The sequence below is a fragment of the Chryseobacterium sp. Marseille-Q3244 genome (assembly GCF_940807095.1).
In the GTDB taxonomy this organism is placed as follows: domain Bacteria; phylum Bacteroidota; class Bacteroidia; order Flavobacteriales; family Weeksellaceae; genus Chryseobacterium.
In genome coordinates, this window is the sequence record NZ_CALNWX010000003.1 from 67,531 (window position 1) to 87,013 (window position 19,483).

The following is a 19,483-nucleotide window of genomic DNA, read 5'->3' on the forward strand; positions in this document are numbered from 1 at the left end:
CTTTGAATTTTAATTAAGACTTGAATATAACATTATCAGTTGTATTAAAATTTTTCGAAAATGGGTTACATCAGAGAATATTACGAACAAATCGTCAAACTACAGGAATCTGAATGGGAATTCATCGCAGGGTATTTCCGTAGAAAAGTGTATGCTAAAAACGAGATCATTACCCAACAAGGTGATACGGAAAACTTTCTGTCTTTTATTGAATCCGGATTGGTAAGATTTTATATTCCTGATGATGAATATGGTTATACTTTCAGCTTCAGTTTTGAAAAGGAGTTTACTTGTGCGTATGATTCTTTCCTTACCCAAACTCCTTCTGAATACGAGATGCAGGCACTTACCGAAACAGTGGTATGGCAAATTTCTTTTGATGATTTACAGAAAATCTACAGTCAAACCAATGTGGGCAATCATTTAGGGCGTTTTGCTTCCGAGAAACTTTTCCTGGCTAAAAGCAAAAGAGAGCTTTCTTTATTGAAACTTACCGCGAAGGAACGCTATTTAAAGCTATTTACTGAACAGCCTGAACTGCTACAGCGTGTCCCTCTGAAATATATTGCTTCTTACATCGGAATTACTCCGCAGGCTTTAAGCAGAATCCGCAAAAACATTAATTAACATAGGTTCATTGTATACCTTTCCTCTTCTGCTGAACTTTGCAGAAAAAGTATTTCAATGAATTTACCTATTATTGCCTATGGAAATCGCATTTTAAAGCAAAAATGTATACAGATTAACAAAAACAGCCCGGAAATCCAGGACCTGATTACCAACATGTGGGAAACCATGGAAAACTCCAACGGGTGCGGCCTCTCCTCTTCTCAGATCAATAAACCTTTACAGCTTTTTATCGTTGACAGCCAGATTACTTTTGAAAACCTCGACACTGAGAGTCAACTTGTCTATTTCGAAAAGAATGACAAAAGAATCAAAGAAACTTTTATCAATGCCAGGATTATTGATACCTCTGAAGAAACCTGGGAAGATTATGAAGGATGCCTAAGTATTCCCGGTTTGTCTCAAAAGGTAGAAAGACCCTGGAAAATTACTGTCGAATATTTTAATCAGGATTTTATCAAACAAACCAAAACCTTCACCGGATTAACGGCTAGAATTATTCAGCATGAGTACGATCATACACAGGGTGTTTTATATATTGATCGCCTAAAATCACTGACAAGAAAAATGATAGAGTCGAAACTCAAAAAGATTGTCAATGGAAATATTAAAACAGGGTATCCAATGAAATTTTTATAATCTTTCTGAAGCATTAAGAAGCATCAGTAATTTTCGTAAATTTGTCCTGAAAACACCTTTCTTTATGAAAATTATCATCACACTTTCCCTGATCCTTACCAATCTGCTTTCTGCACAGATCACGGTTCCTGATGATTATAAAAAGATCCCGGATATTCTGGATACCACAGAATACCTTTACCCTTTTGTCATTCCCAATAAAGATTACGAATATTGGAGAGTACTTACCAATGATGATGATCCGGACAAAGCTATTATCTATGAAAGCCAGGCTCCTCTTTTTATGACGATTAATGATCCGGCTCCTGAAAAAGGATTCTTTCAGAAATGTATTGGCAATCATTGCTTTTCCTATATTCTTGCCTGCAAAAAAGACAGAACCGTTTATTTTTCCAATGAACAGCAATTAAGGGATTTCATCGGAACAGTTGACAACCTTCCCGAAGCCATTTTAATGGCTAAGACGTATGGTTACTCTATTGATACGCAAAACCGTTTTACAGGGTCTTATAAAATTGAAGACCAATTTATTTCACTGTACGCTTTACAGGCTAAAGGCTGTCCTGTGACGAAGGAATCATTTTTAATTAAGATCAATAGAAAGACAGGAAAACTGGAAGCCAAAAGCAAGGGTATTTATTCAAAAAGTGAAGATTGTACCACTTTATAGCTTTCATAATATACACCCATTTTTTCATAAAAAATATATGTTATTTTTTGCCACGAATGCACCAACAATTTTATTTGTGCATTCGTGGCAATTTAAAGCATTTAGCATTAGATATTAATAGCTCCTTGTCCTGATGCCATCAGATACGCTTCTTTCAATGTTTCTGAATACGTTGGATGCGCATAAGAAATACGGAACATATCTTCTGCTGTCACCTCATATTCCTGGGCAATTACCCCCTGAGCAACCAGATCTGCTGCTCGTGCTCCGATGATATGTACCCCAAGTACCTCTCCATATTTTGGATCCACTAATACTTTTGCAAACCCATCCGTATCCATGGAAGCTCTTGCTCTTGCACTCGCTGAAAACGGGAATTTACCAACATGATAAGCTATATTATTCTTTTTTAGATATTCTTCAGTGTATCCAACGGATGCTACTTCCGGCCAGGTATATACCACAGATGGAATTCTGTCATAATGGATATGATGTTTTTGTCCGTTAATTGTTTCTGCTACCAAAACACCTTCTTCTTCCGCTTTATGGGCAAGCATTGCTCCGCCTATTACATCCCCTATCGCATAGATATTTGAAACGGAAGTACGATTGCTTTCATCCACTTTAATGAATCCACGATCATCCAGCTGTACATCTGTATTTTCTAATCCCAATCCTTTTACGTAGGGACTTCTTCCAACTGCTACCAGAATATAATCAACCTCTAATTTATTTTCTGTCCCATTTTTATCTTTAAAGAATACTTTTGCTTCCGCATCTGAACTTTCAGTTTTATAAACAGCCTGTCCTAAGCGGATATCAACTCCTTCTTTTTTAAGGATTTTCTGAAGGGTTTTTCCTAATTCATGATCCATCCCCGCAATCAGATGATCTGCATATTCAAGAATGATAACCTGAGTGCCAATTCGATTAAAGATGGAAGCCATTTCTACTCCTATGACTCCTCCGCCAATGATAACCATAGATTTCGGTTTTTCTTTCAGAGATAAGGCTTCTGTGGAAGTAATAATCCTCTTTTTATCAATTTCTACTCCCGGAATGGTTGAGGGTTTTGAACCTGTTGCAATAATATAATTTTTGGCAGTGATCTCTTTGGATTCTGTTTCATTAACAACTTTAATATTTGTATTACTGATAAAGCCAGCGGTGCCTTTCAGACGGGTAATTTTATTTTTACTCATTAAAAAATCAAGTCCGTTGGTGTTTTTAGCTACTACTTCAGATTTTCTTTTGTACATCTGGGCAAAATCAAGCTCAATCTTATCAAGTTGAATTCCATGTTCTTTAAATGTATGATGCGCTTCTGCATAATGATGAGTGCTATCCAGCAAAGCCTTTGTTGGGATACAGCCTACATTGGTACAGGTTCCGCCCAATGTTTCATATTTTTCAATAATTACTGTTTTATAACCTAATTGTGCACTTCTTATCGCTGCAACATATCCTCCGGGTCCTGAGCCAATCACGGCAATGTCATAATATTCCATTTGATTTATTAATTATTTATGATTAAATTTACTTGCAAAATAAAAGTAAATTTAATTAAATACTTTCATTTTGCAAGTAATATTTTTAAAATAAAAAATAATGAGTAAAAAAAGGTCAGACTGTCCTATCAGCTGTTCACTGGAAATATGGGGTGATAAATGGTCTTTGCTAATCATCCGTGATCTGATGCTGAATAAAGAATGCACCTACGGAGACCTTCAGAAAGCTGATGAAAAAATAGCATCCAATATTCTGGCGACAAGACTTCAGAATCTATTGGAAAATGGAATTATTGATAAAAAAGATTATCCTGAAAATAAGTTGAAGATATTATACCATCTTACAGAAAAAGGCATTGATCTGATTCCTATTATTGTTGAGATCAATCTGTGGGGAGACAAGTATCTGATAATTCCCGAGGAAAGAAAAAAACTATTGGAAGATATTAAAAGAGATAAAGAAGCTTTCATCAAAAGGGCAAAAATTTATCTTTCCAATGAGGTTAAATAAAGACACTCAAACCATTATCAGTAGAACCGGATTAGGAAATAAGTATTTGATAGCTTTCATGAAATTAAGTCATAGCAATTTTAAAATTTCATTAACTTAATTTTCTCTTTTCATTCCGTAAATTTGGGTTAAATAAATTTAGAACAATGCTTAATTTCGAGTTTAAAAATCCGACCAAAATACTTTTCGGAAAGGGCGAAATCGCTAAAATTTCCAATGAAATTCCTAAAGATGCCAAAATATTAATGATCTACGGTGGTGGAAGCATCAAAAATAATGGGGTTTATGACCAGGTAAAAGAAGCTTTAAAAGACCATGATCTTTATGAATTTGGTGGAGTTCCTGCCAATCCTGAATATGAAGTTTTAATTAATGCCATCAGCTTCATCAAGGAAAATAATATCAACTATCTTCTTGCCGTGGGTGGTGGATCTGTAATTGACGGAACGAAATTCATCTCTGCAGCAGCCCATTATGATGGTGAACCGTGGGATATTCTGAGAAAGCAGGTAAGAACTTTTGAAGGGGAAGGAATGCCGTTTGGCAGTATTCTAACCCTTCCTGCAACCGGTTCGGAAATGAACTCTGGATATGTAATTTCCAGAAGAGAAACCAATGAAAAGTTATCTTCAGGAGGTCCGGGACTTTTCCCACAATTCTCTGTTTTAGATCCTGAAGTCATCAGATCTATTCCTAAAAACCAGATTGTAAACGGAATTACGGATGCCTATACTCATGTGTTGGAACAATATATGACTGCTCCATCTTCTGCTGATCTTCAGGAAAGAATTGCTGAAAGCATCCTGATTAGCCTTCAGGAAACGGCTCCAAAAGTACTGGCTGATGATTTTAACTATGACGCTGCCGGAAACTTTATGTGGTGCTGTACTATGGCATTAAACGGTTTGATTCAAAAAGGAGTTATTACAGACTGGGCTGTACATGCTATGGGCCACGAATTAACAGCTTACTTCGGTATAGACCATGCCAGAACCCTAGCGATCATTGCACCTTCTCACTATCGTTACAACTTTGAGGATAAAAAAGGAAAACTGGCTCAATATGCTGAAAGAGTATGGGGAATTAAAGAAGGAAGCACTGAAGAAAAAGCGGAATTAGGAATTAAAAAACTTGAAGAATTCTTTCACAGCCTGCATATCAAAACCAAACTTTCAGAATATACAGAAGACTATAAAGGAACTGCTGAAAGGGTGGAAAAAGCTTTTACAGATAGAAAGTGGCTGGGACTTGGAGAATATAAAAAACTGACTCCTCAGGATGCTTCCAAGATTGTGGAAATGAGCTATTAATAAGTTTAAAATTCAAAATTTAGAGTTATTTTATTACTTTAAGTTTTGGCTAAAGCATATGATAAAAATGAAAGAGAGAGCGGGCTTTAGTCCGCTCTTCTTAATATTAGAACTTAGATAGTAATGAATGAAAAATGTCTAATAATCTACCCTATTTCCAATTTCTAAATCTTTTAACTCCACAATCACTTAAGCCATATTATTTACAAACATTCGTTTAAAAAAAGATCATTTCATTACATATATTTCAAATTTATTTATATTTTAGCATATTCTTAAATTTGTGAAAATGAAAAAACAGCTACTTTTATTTGCCTTTTCAGCTCTGGCACTTACTTCATGTAATGATGATAACCTTACAGCTTATGAAATGGATATTATGAAAGGGGATTGGAAAGAAGTAAAGACAGAAATTATTTCAGGAAAAGATAATAAAACTGTGCTTGAAACAACAACTCCGGAAGGATGTAGTGCTAAAAATACACTTTTCTTCAGAACGGATTATTATGTAAGTTATACTGCGTATGACGGAAATCCAGATGGAACCAATTGTCAATTTGCCGCTAAAAATGAAGGAAAATACACTTATAATGCAGACTCTAAGGTCCTGAATATCCAACTTTCAGGAGATGAAGAGCTTGAAAATATGAGCTTCAGAGTTGATATGCTTACGCAAACTGAGCTTAGGCTAGCACAATTAGTAGGGAATTATGATAAAGATAAAGACAAGATTATAGATATCACGTACATTACTTATAAAAGATAAAACTTAAACTCCCGCTGATCGGGAGTTTTTTATTACTTTTATCTCAAATTTTAAAACTGAATACAATGAAGAAGATCCTATCAGCATTTCTGTTGCTGTGTTTCACTATTGCCTTTTCTCAGGAAAAAAAGCCAATGTTCTGGCAGGACATCCAGGAATTTAAAAAACAAGATCAGCAAAACCCGCCGCCTCAAAACGCTATTTTATTAATAGGAAGCTCGTCTTTTACCAAATGGACTGATGTAGCGGATTATTTCCCAACTAAAACCATCATCAACAGAGGTTTCGGGGGTTCAAGGCTTACAGATCTTAATTATTTTGCGGATGATCTTTTATCGCCTTATCAACCTAAGCAAATTATTATCTATTGCGGTGAAAACGATTTTGCAGATAATCATCAATTGAAGGCACAAAAAGTAGTAAAGAGATACAAAAGCTTTTACAAAAAAATCCGTGAAAGATTCCCTAATATTGAAGTAGATTACATTTCAATGAAATACTCTCCTAGCAGAGAGAAGCTTTGGCCTCAAATCAAAGAAGCCAACGCCAGGATTGAAACTTTTATGAAAAAACAGTCTCATGCTGAGTTCATAGATGTTACCAAAGCAATGGAAGATGCTAACGGAAAGGTAAGAAGAGATATTTTTGTGGAAGATATGCTTCACTTTAAGCCGGAAGGATATCAAATCTGGACTAAAGTAATGACTCCTTATATGAAATAAAAAAACGGCTGAATATTCAGCCGTTTTTTATTATTTTTTTCTCTTCGATTTAGAGATTGCTTTCTGCTGTGCTCTGTTGGTTCCAAACTTCTTAGGTGCTTTTCTTTTTGAAGGACCACCCCAGTTTTCTTTGGTATTTTTCGCTTTTTTCTCATGGAAAGCTCCTCCACCCTCGTTCAGTTTTACCTGTGCAGGATTTTTCATTACCACTTCATCTTTCTCAGAAGCAATTTTCACAGGATTAATTTTAACATCTTCCGGGAAGTCGTTAAATTTTAGATCTTTATCCATTAAAAGCTCTATATCCAAAAGTAAAGGCTCTTCTTTTTTAGTAACAAAAGTCATTGCCTTACCTTCTTTATCTGCTCTACCTGTTCTACCGATTCTGTGGATATACTGTTCCGGGATATCAGGGGTTTCAAAGTTGATAACATGGGTAATATTTGAAATATCAAGACCTCTTGCCATTACATCTGTTGTAATCAAACCTCTGACCTCTTCATTTTCAAAACTCTTCATGGCCTTAAGCCTGTAGTTTTGAGACTTATTGGAGTGAATTACATCAAACTGCCCAGGGAAAAGCTCATCAATCTTAGTGAAAAGCAGGTCTGCATGTTTTTTATTATTATTAAAAATCAACACCTTAGACATATCTGCATTATTTTTCAGTAAATGCTCAAGAAGGTTGATCTTGGTATTGAAATTCTCAACTTTATAAGCAGTCTGCTCAATTTTTTCAAGCGGAGTTCCAGATTTTGCCAATGAAATTTCTATAGGATTTGCAAAATATTCATCCAACATATCATCTACAGCTTCTGTCATGGTTGCAGAGAAAAGTATATTCTGTCTCTTCTCTTTCATCATTTCAAAAATGTGAGTCAATTGTGGTCTGAACCCAAGGTTAAGCATTTCATCAAATTCATCAATGATAAGCTTCTGAACTTCTTTAAGGGAAATAGCATTGTCTATGGAAAGGTCCATCACTCTACCTGGTGTTCCTACTAAAATATCACATCCGTCATTGAATAAAAGTTTCTGTGTATTGATGTTTTTACCACCATATATTCCAATAACTCTTGCTGTAATATTTTCAGTCAGCTTCTCAAGAATCTCTGTTACCTGTACCACCAATTCTCTTGTAGGAACAAGTACTAGAACCGTTGGATTTCCTGTTTTACTGTATTTCCAAGTCTTCAGAACAGGTAAAAGATAAGCCAAAGTTTTCCCTGTTCCGGTTTGTGCAATTCCCATTACATCTCTCCCGGAAAGGATAGGCTTTAAGCTCTTCTCCTGAATAGGAGTAGGTTCAAATAATTCTAAATCTGCTAAAACATCAAGAATTTTAACCGGCAGGTCAAAATCTGCAAAAGTGAGTTTTTCCATTTTGCAAAGATAGGTATTAATATTAAAATGTAAAATCAGGTTTCAGGCAACAGAAATGATGGTTTGAAAAAAAAAGCAGCCCCAAAATTAAAGTTGAAGCCTAAGATTTAAACCAGAAATCTTTAAACTATCAATTGACCTTTACACTTTTACTGCTTATTTTAATATCATCATCTTTCCATTCACTGGTGGTGATAATCACATTTCCTTTCTTTTTAGGATCTTTTTTAATCGGAAATTTATCTTCTTCCCACTGGTTGCAATGTGTTGAAATAGGATCTACAAGTGGTTTCCATCCTGTTTTTCCTAATGTATAGGCATAGAAAGAATGCCAACAGCTTGTACACCAATTGGGATAAAAACCAATTTCATCCTTACCGTCATTGTTAAGGTCTCCCAGATTGTATAAAACTCCTCCTTTAGCCATCGAAATCGTGAACGGCTTTATATTTTTATCACTGAAATAGATGGTAGTGTCACATTTACCGTCACATTCATCGGTACAGTCACTGATCTTAGCATAAACGTATTCTTTCGTTCCGTTTCCGTCAAAATCCCCTTGAATTTTCTCTTGATTTCCTTCCTGAGCCATAGCAAATACGCCACAGAAAAGCATAATAGGTATCATTAGTTTTTTCATTGTTATATTTTTAATTGGTGTGGGACACGAAGTTCTGGGCTCAAAGCAAAAAATATGTGTCTTAACAACTTGAATCACTTAAATTGTCTCACGATTATTTCCTGGTTACTCTCAGTAAAAGTATGATTATTAAAATAATTGAGAATACAAATCCTAAAACAGCCACTAAAGATAATTCTCCAATTCTCGGTCCTGATTCTGAAACAAAAACAATTGCTGTTGCAATGATATTAGCTCCTAAAATCATGGCTAAAATGAGATTAATAATACTTGATTTTATCAGCTGATTGGTCTTTTCAATATTTTTAATCTCACTGGAAACCGTAAATTTATTTTCATCCAGTTTTTGAAGGACTGAGCGAAGTTCTTTAGGAATTTCATCTACATTATCTGTAAAGTTCATCATCCTGTCCATTCCGGTCTTTAAAAGATTTTTCGGACTGATCTTTTTAGTGAATATCTTTCGAGTATATGGATGAAGACTTTTTACTATATCCAAATCGGGGTTGATATTTCTTCCTACTCCTTCTATCAGGCTGATTCCTTTAAATAAAAGATAGAAATAATCAGGCATATACAACCTGTTATCTTTTAAAATATCCTTCATCTTATTGATAATGACCTGAACATTAATATCCTTTAATGATGAGCTGTGAACAAAGTTCAGAATGTCTTCCACATCGTTTTCAAATCTTCTTTCGTCAGGAATTTCGTAGCTCACCGCCATTTTTTTAAGATAACGGACTATTTTATGTGAATTTTTGGAAACAAAACTTACAATCAGGTTTTCCAAAATCTCTTTATCATTGGGCTGAATCTTTCCAACCGCTCCAAAATCAATAAATACAATTTTTCCATCTTTTTTTACTAAAATATTTCCTGCATGCGGGTCAGCATGGAAGAACCCGTAATCTAAAATCTGGGAAACAAAAAGTCTTAATCCGGTTTCAGAAACTTTTACAGGATCAATATCATTAGCCAGAAGAACAGCTTTATCCGTAACCTTGATTCCATCAATGAATTCCATGCAAAGAATATTGTTGTTTGAAAATTCTTCGTACACTTTAGGAACATAGGTTTCTTTATTATTTTTAAAATTGAGGCGAAACTGTTGGATATTATTCTTCTCATTAATTAGAGAAACTTCTTCTAATAAAGATCTTTCAAATGTAGAAATAGCCTGCTTAAGATTCAGCTTCTCTCCTATTTCCGAGTAGGTTGAAATTAATTTTTCAATATCTTTAATGAGCAATAGGTCATCTTCAATGACTGACTGAACATCAGGCTTTCTAAGTTTCAAAATAACCGGGCTTCCATCCAGTAAAACAGCTTTATAAACCTGTGCGATAGAGGCTGTGGCTAAAGGCTCTTTCTGAATTTCCATGAAATGATCCTTTACAGAGATATTAAACTCACTTTCCAGTGCATCTTCCACATCCATATCTACGGTTTCCACTTTATCCTGCAGTTTTTGCAATTCCTGAATCAGTTCCGGAGGCAACAGATCTTCCCTATTGCTGAATGCTTGTCCAAGCTTTACAAAAGTAGGTCCCAATTCTTCTAAAGCCAGCCTGATTCTTTCGTAAACGGTTCCTTTTGAAATAATCTCATCAGAATTACCGGAAAGATCTTCCTGTTTATTCCCTCCATTCATTCTTGCAAGAATATCTTTAAAGCCGTATTTACTTAACACGGAGATCAGTCTTGCAGATCTTTTCAGTTTTCTTTGTTGCTTATCAAACATAGTGTATCAATAATAAGTGCAATTTACTCCAAAAACTATTCCTAATCATTTTTAATTAAAAGACAAACATAACATTACGATCATAGGATTAAAAATTTCATCACATAATCAACATTTTATATCATTATTTCTAAACATAGTGAAAAAACAATGCTATATATAGTAATATTTTATATATTTACAGAGTACAAACATCAAAACAAACCAATAAAAGTATTAAAACATGAAAAATTTACGCAACAGCAAACTTTCAAGAGAACAATTAAAAAATGTTTCAGGAAGCGGAATCATTATCGGTGGTGGAAAGTGCTCATATCAGTGCTGTCCTACTGATGGACTTCCAAAATGTCCTGGCTTAATTTGCCCTGCAGTGGTTTGCCCCGCAATATAAATAATAGGCTCAAAAAATTTTAGGTAAAACAAAAACAGAATGCTTTTGCATTCTGTTTTGCAATATAGCTTCGTTATTTAAGAAATAAGAGATCCTATTTTATAAGGTACTATTAAACTCATCAAAAAAATAATATGAAAAATTTACACAAAAGCAAACTTTCGAGAGAACAATTAAAGGGAATTTCAGGAAATGGTATTATTATCGGTGGCAACTGCTCAAATCAGTGCTGTCCTACTGATGGAAGACCAACATGCCCAGGACTTATCTGCCCTGATATTCTTTGCCCGGAGTATGTATAAGATATTTTTTTAAATTTTAGGTAAAATTAAAGCAGAGTGCAGGAGCACTCTGCTTTGTTTTTTTAAACAAGTAAAAACATCTGTTGTAGGCTACTCCACACAACAAATCAATATCATTAAATATAACCCAGAGTGATTATTCAGAATCTTTCAAATATAAAAATTCTTTTTATTTAGGTTATATCTTAAGCTCCGCCCAGTCAACAACTTTTATATCTGACACTCTATAACAATAAAAAGGATACAATATCGTTTTTCTAATAAGAATAGTCTTCTTAAATTTTACACAACTTAACCAAAAAAAATATTAAAATGAAAAATTTACACAAAAACAAACTGTCAAGAGAACAGCTGAAAGATATTTCAGGAAAAGGTCATATCATTGGCTGCACATATGAGTGCTGTCCAGCTGACGGAAGACCTCTTTGCCCAGGTTATTATTGCCCTGCTGTAGTATGTCCGAAGTATGTATAGCTTTGTCATCCGTTAGGAGCAGGATTCATTACCTGGTCGCAACCCGTATTTTTAAAAATTAAATAAAAAATCCTGCCTTTATGCAGGATTTTCTTTATTTAAAATAAGTTCTTATCATTTATTTAAGGTAAGTATCATAAAGATCTCTACGTCGGTCTTTCATTACCTGAACAGAGCCATTGTGATGGAGATCCTTCAATAAATTCAAATCTACATCTACAATCAATGTCATTTCCGTATTAGGAGTAGCTTCTCCTTTTACCGCATTGGATGGGAACGCAAAATCTGAAGGAGTAAATACAGCTGCCTGCCCAAACTGAATATCCATATTGTTTACTTTAGGAAGATTTCCTACACAACCTGCAATGGCGACATAGCATTCGTTTTCTATAGCTCTGGCGGCTGCGCAATGGCGAACTCTCATATAAGCATTCTGAGTATCGGTAAGATATGGGACAAACAGTATTTTCATTCCCTGATCCGCAAGAATTCTTGGCAATTCGGGAAACTCTACATCATAACAGATCACAAGACCTATTTTACCACAATCTGTATCAAAAACTTTTATTTCACTTCCTCCCTTCATTCCATAATACCTCTTTTCGTTTGGGGTAATGTGAATTTTCCTATATTCATCCATACGGCCATCACGGTGAAGAAGATAGCTGACATTATACAAATCATTTGTATCATTATCGAAAACAGGCATACTTCCGGAAATGATATTAACGTTATAGCTGATGGCCAATTCAGAAATTTTCTTTTTAATCTCTTCGGTAAGCTTGGCCAGCTCTATCATACTATCCCTTTCTGAAAGATTATTGAAAGGGGCCAGCAATGGTGTATTGAAAAGTTCCGGAAACAACACGAAATCTGATTTGTAGTCTCCCATTACATTAACGAAAAATTCTACCTGTTCGTAAAAGGCTTCTATGTCTTTAAAATGCCTCATCTGCCACTGTACCAATCCAAGACGGATAATACTATCCTGCATGGTATTCGGGTTTTTGCTGTAGTAAATATTATTCCACTGCAGAAGGACTGCATTCTCTCTGGATGCTTCATCTTCGGGAAGATATTTTTTTAACACCCTGATCGGCAAGAAATTATTTGAAAGCTGAAAAGACAACACAGGATCATAAATTTCCTTGTCCCTCACTCTTCGTATATATTCTCTCGGAGAAAGTTCGTGGCTGTATTTATGATAACTCGGGATTCTACCCCCCAGAATAATGGATTTCAGATTCAAAAGCTCACAAAGTTCTTTTCTTGCGTCATATAGTCTTCTCCCAAGACGTAATTCACGATATTCAGGATCTACAAAAACTTCTATTCCATACAAAACATTTCCTTTTGAGGTGTGGGTATTGAAGGTATAATTCCCTGTAATATCACTATAAGTATGATCGTCCCCGAATTCATCATAATTTACAATAATAGAAAGCGCCACTGCAGCCAGTTTTCCATCTACTGTGATACAGATTTGCCCATCAGGAAACATTCTTGTGAGTTTTTCTATACTTTTCTTAGACCATATGGATTCCGACATCTGTGGATACGCTCTTTTCATTGTTGCTGCCAACTCTTCATAATCCTGAACAGTCAGGGGTCTTGTTTCTATTTGCATTGGGTGTATTTTTACTTAAATTTAGTGAAAATTTGTTTTTAACAGGTAATTACTAAGCAAAACATTAACCAAAGCATCAAATAAAAATGGTAATAATTTTTTAAATCAAAGTGAATGTCCTATTTGTAAAAAACTTTAGACAAAGGGCAAGATATTTTCAGCATCTGAAATAAATATTCAAGAGGTAAAAGTATTCTTTACTTTTATTTAAGAGGAGCATTGTTATTAAACTATCTTATCTACCATAAGCATGTGCTGTTCAAATTAATATATTGTTTATTAATCACTTTAAATATTTTACTTATCATTTTTTCATTAAAACAATTCTAATAAAAAATCCTACCTGAATGAACAGATAGGATTTATATTTAAAATTCAAGTCAAAAATTATTCCCACTCAATTGTTGCAGGTGGTTTGCTTGAAATATCGTAAGCTACTCTGTTAATCCCTCTTACTTCGTTGATGATTCTGCTGGAAACAGTATCTAAGAATTCATAAGGAAGTCTACTCCAAGTTGCCGTCATAAAGTCGATCGTGTTAGCCGAACGAACTACTGCTGTGTATTCGTAAGTTCTTTCGTCACCCATTACTCCTACAGATTTTACAGGAAGCAATACTACGAATGCCTGAGATACTTTTTCGTAAAGGTCATTTTTGTATAGTTCCTCAATGAAAATATCATCAGCCTCCTGAAGGATTCTTACTTTTTCAGCATCTACAGCACCTAATACTCTGATTCCTAATCCAGGTCCAGGGAACGGGTGTCTGTATACCAAGTGATGAGGAATTCCTAATTCTTCTCCCACTCTTCTTACTTCGTCCTTGAAAAGTTCTCTTAATGGCTCTAATAGCTCGAATTCCATATCTTCAGGAAGCCCTCCAACATTGTGGTGAGACTTAATTACTGCAGAAGGTCCATTTACAGACTGGCTCTCGATTACGTCAGGGTAAATTGTTCCCTGAGCTAAGAATTTAGCGCCTTCAATTTTGTGAGATTCTTCATCAAATACATGGATAAATTCGTTTCCGATAATTTTTCTCTTCGCTTCAGGATCATCTACTCCTGCTAATTTTGAAAGAAATCTTTCCTTAGCATCTACCATTTTAATGTTCATATGGAAGTGCTCTCCATACTGATCCATTACTTTTTTTCCTTCATCTTTTCTCAGTAATCCTGTATCAACAAAAATACAAGTTAGCTGATCTCCGATTGCTTTATGAATTAAAACAGCCGCTACAGATGAATCAACACCTCCTGAAAGACCAAGGATAACCTTGTTGTCTCCTACTTTTTCACGGATTTCTTCAACTGTTTTCTCGATATAGTTGGTCAGTTTCCAGTTTTTCTCTGCATTACAGATTCCGAATACGAAGTTTTCAAGCATTTTTCCTCCTTCTTCCGTATGGGAAACTTCCGGATGAAACTGAACGCAGAAGATTTTTTTATCTTCATTGGAAATAGAAGCAATAACTCCTGATTTTGCGTTTAGTTCAAAACCTGCGGGCAGTTCTCCAACTTCATCAAAGTGGCTCATCCAAACTACAGAGTTCTGAGTTACTCCTTTTAATAAAGAGCTCTCTTTAACGATCTCAAGATTAGCCTTTCCATACTCCCCTTTCTCTCCTTTGTTTACTTTTCCTCCTAAAAGGTGAGCAGTCATCTGCATTCCATAGCAAATACCCAAAACAGGTACTCCCTGTTCGTATAATTCTTTTTCAACCAGGTGAGCATTTTCTGCGTTTACAGAACTTGGTCCCCCGGAAAGGATAATTCCTTTTGGCTGCTTTGCTAAAATATCTTGTAAAGGTGTATTGAATGGTAAGATTTCAGAGTACACCCCCATCTCACGGATTCTTCTTCCGATAAGCTGGTTGTACTGGGATCCGAAATCTAAAATAATAATACCGTTGTTCATTTTTGATGATTGATTTGTTTGAAAGATATCAGATTTCAGACCTCAGATTTCAGATTATTAATCTGAAATCCGGATACTGTCACCTGAGCTCTTATTTCTAATTATTAACTGCTTTACAAAAAAAGACTTGGAATGACTCCAAATCTTTTTTCGTGATTTTTATTAAAACTTTCCGATGTCTTCTCTATAGAAGCCGTAATCGAAATGTACGTGGGCTGCGTCTTCGTAAACTTTTTTGCGGGCATCTTCGAAAGTAGCACCTGTAGCTACGATGTTCAATACTCTACCACCATTGGAAACTACTTTATCTCCTTTTGTGATAGCTCCTGCATATAACAGTTTACTGTGTTTTACTTTGTCTTCTCCTGTAATTTCGAAGCCTGTTTCAATGTTTCTTGGGTAACCTCCTGAACACATTACCAAACAAACTGCTTTTTCGTCTTTAAACTTAAGCTGGATGTCTTTTCCATCCATACAGTCCTGGATCACATCTAAAAGATTGTTTTCCATAAGCGCCATCAATACCTGAGTTTCAGGATCTCCGAATCTCATGTTGTATTCAAGAAGATAAGCTCCGTTCTTAGTCACCATTAATCCGAAGAAAATGATGCCTTTGAAACTGAACCCTTCTGCTTTAAGACCTTTAATAGTAGGTTCTAAAATATTTTGTTCAAAATCAGCATAGTGTCCCTGAGTGAATTCCGGGCTTGGAGCCACTGAACCCATCCCTCCTGTATTTGGTCCTGTATCTCCGTTTCCAGCTTTCTTATAATCTTTTGCCGCAATACAAGGGAACAATTTTTCACCGTTTGAGAAAGCGATGATGGATGCTTCAAAACCTTGTAAATATTCTTCGATTACCAAACGGATACCAGCGTCTCCATAGATTCTTCTGATCATGAAGTCGTGGATCGTAGCTTCAGCTTCTTCAAGGTTGTCACAGATAACAACCCCTTTTCCACCTGCTAAACCACTTGCCTTAATCACTAAAGGATATGGCTGTGTCTGGATATATTCTTTTGCTTCGTTATATGAATCAAATACTACCGCTTTAGCTGTCTTGATATCATAGGTCTGCATAAATTTCTTAGAGAAAGCCTTACTTCCTTCCAGGCTTGCTACTTTCTGAGTAGGTCCGAAAACCTTAAGGTCATGCTTTTTGAACTCATCCTTGATCCCTGCTACCAATGGAGCTTCCGGGCCAACGATGGTTAAATCAACCTTCTCTTTAATAGCGAAATCTCTAAGTTCTTTGATTTCTGATAAATGAACATTTTTCCCTATTGCATCGGTAGTAGCATTCCCGTTAGCAAAAAACATTTTAGAAATTCTTGGGTCATTCTGAAGCTTTGCTGCTAAAGCAGACTCTCTACCGCCTTCACCTATGATTAATATTCTCATACTTTATTTATTATCTAGTCTTATTCTACAAATATATAATTTTGGATGCTAAAATTACAATCCCTAATTATTTTTAATTCTATTTTAATTAGTGGAAAAAGTGTCTAACCCCAGTAAACATCATTGGAATACTGTGCTCATTAGCAGCTTCTATACTGTCCTGATCTTTTACACTTCCTCCAGGCTGAATGATTGCTTTGATACCTTCCTGAGCGCAGAAATCTACGACATCACGGAAAGGGAAAAATGCATCAGAAGCGAGTACCAAATCTCCTGTGAATTTTTCTTTTGCTCTTTCAATTGCCTGTTGTGTAGCCCAGATTCTGTTTACCTGTCCACCTCCGATTCCAAAAGCCTGGATCCCGTTGGAAACCACAATAGCGTTAGATTTCACATATTTCACAACTCTCTGAGAGAAAAGCAATGCTTTTTTCTGTTCTTCAGTAGGCTGAGTTTCAGTAACTACTTTGATGTCATCCGAAAAGTGTAAATCATTATCCTGAACCAAGATACCACCGTCTACTTTTACCCATGTTTTCTTGTCAGAAACAGGGTTTACGATTTTGATGATTCTCAGGTTTTTCTTTTTTCTTAAAATTTCAAGAGCTTCTTCGTCGAAATCCGGAGCCATTACAATCTCAAGGAATGTTTTATTCAGCTCTTCAGCCGTTGCAGCATCGATCTTATAGTTCATAGCAACAATTCCGCCAAAGATAGAAACCGGATCACATTCGAAAGTTTTTTGATAAGTTTCTAATGCTGATGTACCAATCGCTACTCCACAAGGGGTAGAGTGTTTTACTGCACAACAAGCCATCTCTTCTTTGAACTCAGTAACTACTTTCCAGCAAAGGTCCATATCACGAAGGTTATTGAAAGAAAGCTCTTTACCTCCAAGCTGTTCGAAGTCTTTCATCGCTCCGTTCTCGAAAGTAGAAACATAGTAAGCTGCTGACTGGTGAGGGTTTTCACCGTATCTAAGATCAGAAACTTTTTTGTAAGATGCATTTAAATACGTTGGATATTCTTCATCTAAAAGCATTCTTGAAATAGCAGCATCATAAGCTGATGTAAGGTTGAATACTTTTCCTGCAAGCTTCTTACGGGTTTCAATATAAGTATCCCCGTTTTGCTCCATTTCTATTTTTACTGTTGTATAATCTTCTACATCAGTAATTACCGTAACAGAATCAAAGTTTTTCGCTGCAGAACGAAGCATTGATGGACCTCCGATATCGATAAACTCTACTTTCTCATGTAAAGAAATGTTTTTGTTCACATTTTCAAAGAAAGGATAAAGGTTTACGATCACCATGTCAATCAGACCAATTCCGTGCTCCTGAACAGTTTTCATGTGCTCTTCGTTGTTACGAACCGCTAACAGTCCACCGTGAACTTTTGGATGTAAAGTTTTCACTCTTCCGTCCAACATTTCAGGGAAATTGGTTACCTCATCAATCTGAATTGGATTTAAACCAGCGTCTTTCAAATGTTTGAACGTTCCTCCTGTGGAGATCAACTCATAATTCTGAGCTTCCAAAAACTGTGCGAATTCAATTAATCCACTTTTGTCAGAAACACTGATTAAAACTCTCTTTTTACTCATTTTACTTTCGATTTTTACTTTTCACAGTTATTTCAAACTGTATCCGGGTCTTTCACCTCCGGATTACTTTTTATTTTACTTAGATTTTTTTTTCAATATAACTATAACAATGAGATTCTTCGCTATGCTCAGAATGACAATTACAATTATTGGTAAACTGGTACATTGTTATATTGGTATATTATTTATTTCCCAGGACTTTATTGATCGCTAACGGAAATATCTCATATTCAATCTGGTGAACTTTCTGGGCTAAGGTTTCGGGAGTATCCTCTGCCGTTACTTCAAAAGATTTCTGAAGAATAGCCTCTCCTTCATCAATACCCGGTGTTACAAAATGAACTGTTGCCCCACTCTCTACCTCTTTAGCTTCAATAACAGCATTATGAACGTTCATTCCCCACATTCCTTTTCCTCCAAATTTCGGAAGCAATGCCGGATGAATATTGATTATTTTACCGTTCCAGTTTTCGCAGAATTCAGGTTTTAAAATGGATAGGAATCCTGCCAATACAATAAGGTCTGTATTTTGTGGGATTACTTTAGCCAATTCGCTGCTGAAATTCTTTCCTCTTGGAATCAGTACGTTTTCTATATTATGATTTTCTGCTCTTTCCAATCCGAAACATTCTCTGTCTGCCACGACTAAAGACACTTTTGCATTCTGAATTTCTCCAGCTTCAATGGTATCAATGATTCTCTGCAGATTGGTTCCTGAACCAGATACAAGCACTACAATGTTCTTCATATTTATTTGATAGCCTTCTGTTAAGATTTAAAACCTTGACAAGGCTTTTTTTACATCTTACAGTCTCCTGTTTGATTTATTTTATTATTACCCGATGTGTTCCATCCAGTCTTTCTATTTCCTCAACATAAAACCTTGGAGTAAAATCATCACATCCTGATTTTGAATTGATTTCCAAACGTCCCTTCAACCTATAAGTCATATAATACTGATCGGTACGGTTATCATAAAAATAATCTTTGAAATCGAAAGGATCAAGACCATTTTTTGTTTCAGGATTGATATCTCTTCCTATTAAAAGGTGATATCGTGGATCATCTACTTTTTTAACTTTAGCATCATCATTTTCATCTCCGCAGGCATATTGCATAAATGTGGCTTCGATGGTAATGAATTCTCCTAAAGATGTTTTATGTTTCCAGCTATAAAATCCCCAATATCCGACTCCGAGAAGTACTATTGCAATGATAAAGTAGCGGATGGATTTCTTCATTTAT

20 protein-coding genes are annotated in these 19,483 nt (G+C 35.5%); 10 read left to right on the forward strand and 10 right to left on the reverse strand.

What is annotated here, in order from left to right; translation table 11 throughout:
* Window positions 1–60 precede the first annotated feature (60 nt).
* From NBX25_RS06120 to NBX25_RS06130, 3 genes are all read left to right on the forward strand, one after another.
* Window positions 61–627, forward strand: coding sequence for a Crp/Fnr family transcriptional regulator (locus tag NBX25_RS06120; RefSeq protein ID WP_123908212.1), 567 nt, complete (start codon window positions 61–63; stop codon window positions 625–627).
* Between the two features lie 57 nt (window positions 628–684).
* Entirely contained in the window at window positions 685–1,266 is a 582-nt protein-coding gene (gene def / locus NBX25_RS06125) for a peptide deformylase (protein WP_250253133.1), read from the forward strand.
* A 64-nt stretch (window positions 1,267–1,330) separates the two neighbouring features.
* The gene (locus NBX25_RS06130; protein ID WP_250253134.1) at window positions 1,331–1,936 is read left to right on the forward strand and encodes a hypothetical protein; all 606 of its coding nucleotides are present in this window, start codon (window positions 1,331–1,333) and stop codon (window positions 1,934–1,936) included.
* 107 nt (window positions 1,937–2,043) lie between these two features.
* Here NBX25_RS06130 and lpdA read toward each other — a convergent pair whose 3' ends face one another.
* Window positions 2,044–3,444 carry a dihydrolipoyl dehydrogenase gene (gene lpdA / locus NBX25_RS06135; RefSeq protein ID WP_250253136.1) on the reverse strand — a complete coding sequence of 467 codons (1,401 nt, stop codon included), beginning with the start codon at window positions 3,442–3,444 and terminating at the stop codon, window positions 2,044–2,046.
* Between the two features lie 100 nt (window positions 3,445–3,544).
* Here lpdA and NBX25_RS06140 point away from each other — a divergent pair, with 100 nt between their 5' ends.
* From NBX25_RS06140 to NBX25_RS06155, 4 genes are all read left to right on the forward strand, one after another.
* The gene (locus NBX25_RS06140; protein ID WP_250253137.1) at window positions 3,545–3,955 is read left to right on the forward strand and encodes a winged helix-turn-helix transcriptional regulator; all 411 of its coding nucleotides are present in this window, start codon (window positions 3,545–3,547) and stop codon (window positions 3,953–3,955) included.
* 146 nt (window positions 3,956–4,101) lie between these two features.
* Window positions 4,102–5,265 carry an iron-containing alcohol dehydrogenase gene (locus tag NBX25_RS06145; RefSeq protein WP_250253138.1) on the forward strand — a complete coding sequence of 388 codons (1,164 nt, stop codon included), beginning with the start codon at window positions 4,102–4,104 and terminating at the stop codon, window positions 5,263–5,265.
* 289 nt (window positions 5,266–5,554) lie between these two features.
* Window positions 5,555–6,031 (forward strand): lipocalin family protein, encoded by a 477-nt coding sequence (locus NBX25_RS06150; RefSeq protein ID WP_123908218.1) that lies wholly within the window; start codon window positions 5,555–5,557, stop codon window positions 6,029–6,031.
* 65 nt (window positions 6,032–6,096) lie between these two features.
* Window positions 6,097–6,753, forward strand: a complete 657-nt coding sequence (locus tag NBX25_RS06155; protein ID WP_250253140.1) for a GDSL-type esterase/lipase family protein — start codon at window positions 6,097–6,099, stop codon at window positions 6,751–6,753.
* Window positions 6,754–6,783: 30 nt separating this feature from the next.
* On the opposite strand, the gene NBX25_RS06160 is transcribed toward NBX25_RS06155, so the two are convergent.
* From NBX25_RS06160 to NBX25_RS06170, 3 genes are all read right to left on the reverse strand, one after another.
* Window positions 6,784–8,136, reverse strand: a complete 1,353-nt coding sequence (locus tag NBX25_RS06160; protein ID WP_123908221.1) for a DEAD/DEAH box helicase — start codon at window positions 8,134–8,136, stop codon at window positions 6,784–6,786.
* Window positions 8,137–8,266: 130 nt separating this feature from the next.
* On the reverse strand, window positions 8,267–8,776 hold the full coding sequence (locus tag NBX25_RS06165; RefSeq protein WP_250253142.1) for a hypothetical protein: 510 nt from the start codon (window positions 8,774–8,776) through the stop codon (window positions 8,267–8,269).
* Window positions 8,777–8,870: 94 nt separating this feature from the next.
* Entirely contained in the window at window positions 8,871–10,520 is a 1,650-nt protein-coding gene (locus NBX25_RS06170) for an ABC1 kinase family protein (RefSeq protein WP_250253143.1), read from the reverse strand.
* Between the two features lie 223 nt (window positions 10,521–10,743).
* Between NBX25_RS06170 and NBX25_RS06175 the strand changes: the two genes are divergently transcribed.
* The 3 genes from NBX25_RS06175 to NBX25_RS06185 all read left to right on the forward strand — a co-directional run bounded on the left by NBX25_RS06175 (window position 10,744) and on the right by NBX25_RS06185 (window position 11,687).
* Window positions 10,744–10,911: a hypothetical protein gene (locus NBX25_RS06175; RefSeq protein ID WP_164464375.1), complete on the forward strand. Its 168-nt coding sequence runs from the start codon at window positions 10,744–10,746 to the stop codon at window positions 10,909–10,911.
* A 134-nt stretch (window positions 10,912–11,045) separates the two neighbouring features.
* Window positions 11,046–11,213 (forward strand): hypothetical protein, encoded by a 168-nt coding sequence (locus NBX25_RS06180; protein WP_250253145.1) that lies wholly within the window; start codon window positions 11,046–11,048, stop codon window positions 11,211–11,213.
* Window positions 11,214–11,525: 312 nt separating this feature from the next.
* Complete coding sequence (locus NBX25_RS06185; protein ID WP_164464377.1) at window positions 11,526–11,687, forward strand: hypothetical protein; 162 nt, start codon at window positions 11,526–11,528, stop codon at window positions 11,685–11,687.
* 118 nt (window positions 11,688–11,805) lie between these two features.
* Here the strand turns inward: NBX25_RS06185 and NBX25_RS06190 are convergent, their stop codons facing one another.
* The 6 genes from NBX25_RS06190 to NBX25_RS06215 all read right to left on the reverse strand — a co-directional run bounded on the left by NBX25_RS06190 (window position 11,806) and on the right by NBX25_RS06215 (window position 19,479).
* Window positions 11,806–13,314, reverse strand: a complete 1,509-nt coding sequence (locus NBX25_RS06190) for a bifunctional GNAT family N-acetyltransferase/carbon-nitrogen hydrolase family protein (RefSeq protein ID WP_250253146.1) — start codon at window positions 13,312–13,314, stop codon at window positions 11,806–11,808.
* Window positions 13,315–13,701: 387 nt separating this feature from the next.
* Window positions 13,702–15,231, reverse strand: a complete 1,530-nt coding sequence (gene guaA, locus NBX25_RS06195; RefSeq protein ID WP_123908224.1) for a glutamine-hydrolyzing GMP synthase — start codon at window positions 15,229–15,231, stop codon at window positions 13,702–13,704.
* A gap of 162 nt (window positions 15,232–15,393) precedes the next feature.
* Window positions 15,394–16,632, reverse strand: coding sequence for a phosphoribosylamine--glycine ligase (gene purD / locus NBX25_RS06200; protein WP_123908225.1), 1,239 nt, complete (start codon window positions 16,630–16,632; stop codon window positions 15,394–15,396).
* A gap of 88 nt (window positions 16,633–16,720) precedes the next feature.
* A complete protein-coding gene (purH, locus tag NBX25_RS06205; protein WP_123908226.1) occupies window positions 16,721–18,238 on the reverse strand; it encodes a bifunctional phosphoribosylaminoimidazolecarboxamide formyltransferase/IMP cyclohydrolase in 1,518 nt (505 codons plus the stop codon).
* 181 nt (window positions 18,239–18,419) lie between these two features.
* Window positions 18,420–18,986: a phosphoribosylglycinamide formyltransferase gene (gene purN / locus NBX25_RS06210; protein WP_250253148.1), complete on the reverse strand. Its 567-nt coding sequence runs from the start codon at window positions 18,984–18,986 to the stop codon at window positions 18,420–18,422.
* Window positions 18,987–19,062: 76 nt separating this feature from the next.
* Window positions 19,063–19,479 carry a hypothetical protein gene (locus NBX25_RS06215; RefSeq protein WP_250253149.1) on the reverse strand — a complete coding sequence of 139 codons (417 nt, stop codon included), beginning with the start codon at window positions 19,477–19,479 and terminating at the stop codon, window positions 19,063–19,065.
* Between the last annotated feature and the right edge of the window lie 4 nt (window positions 19,480–19,483).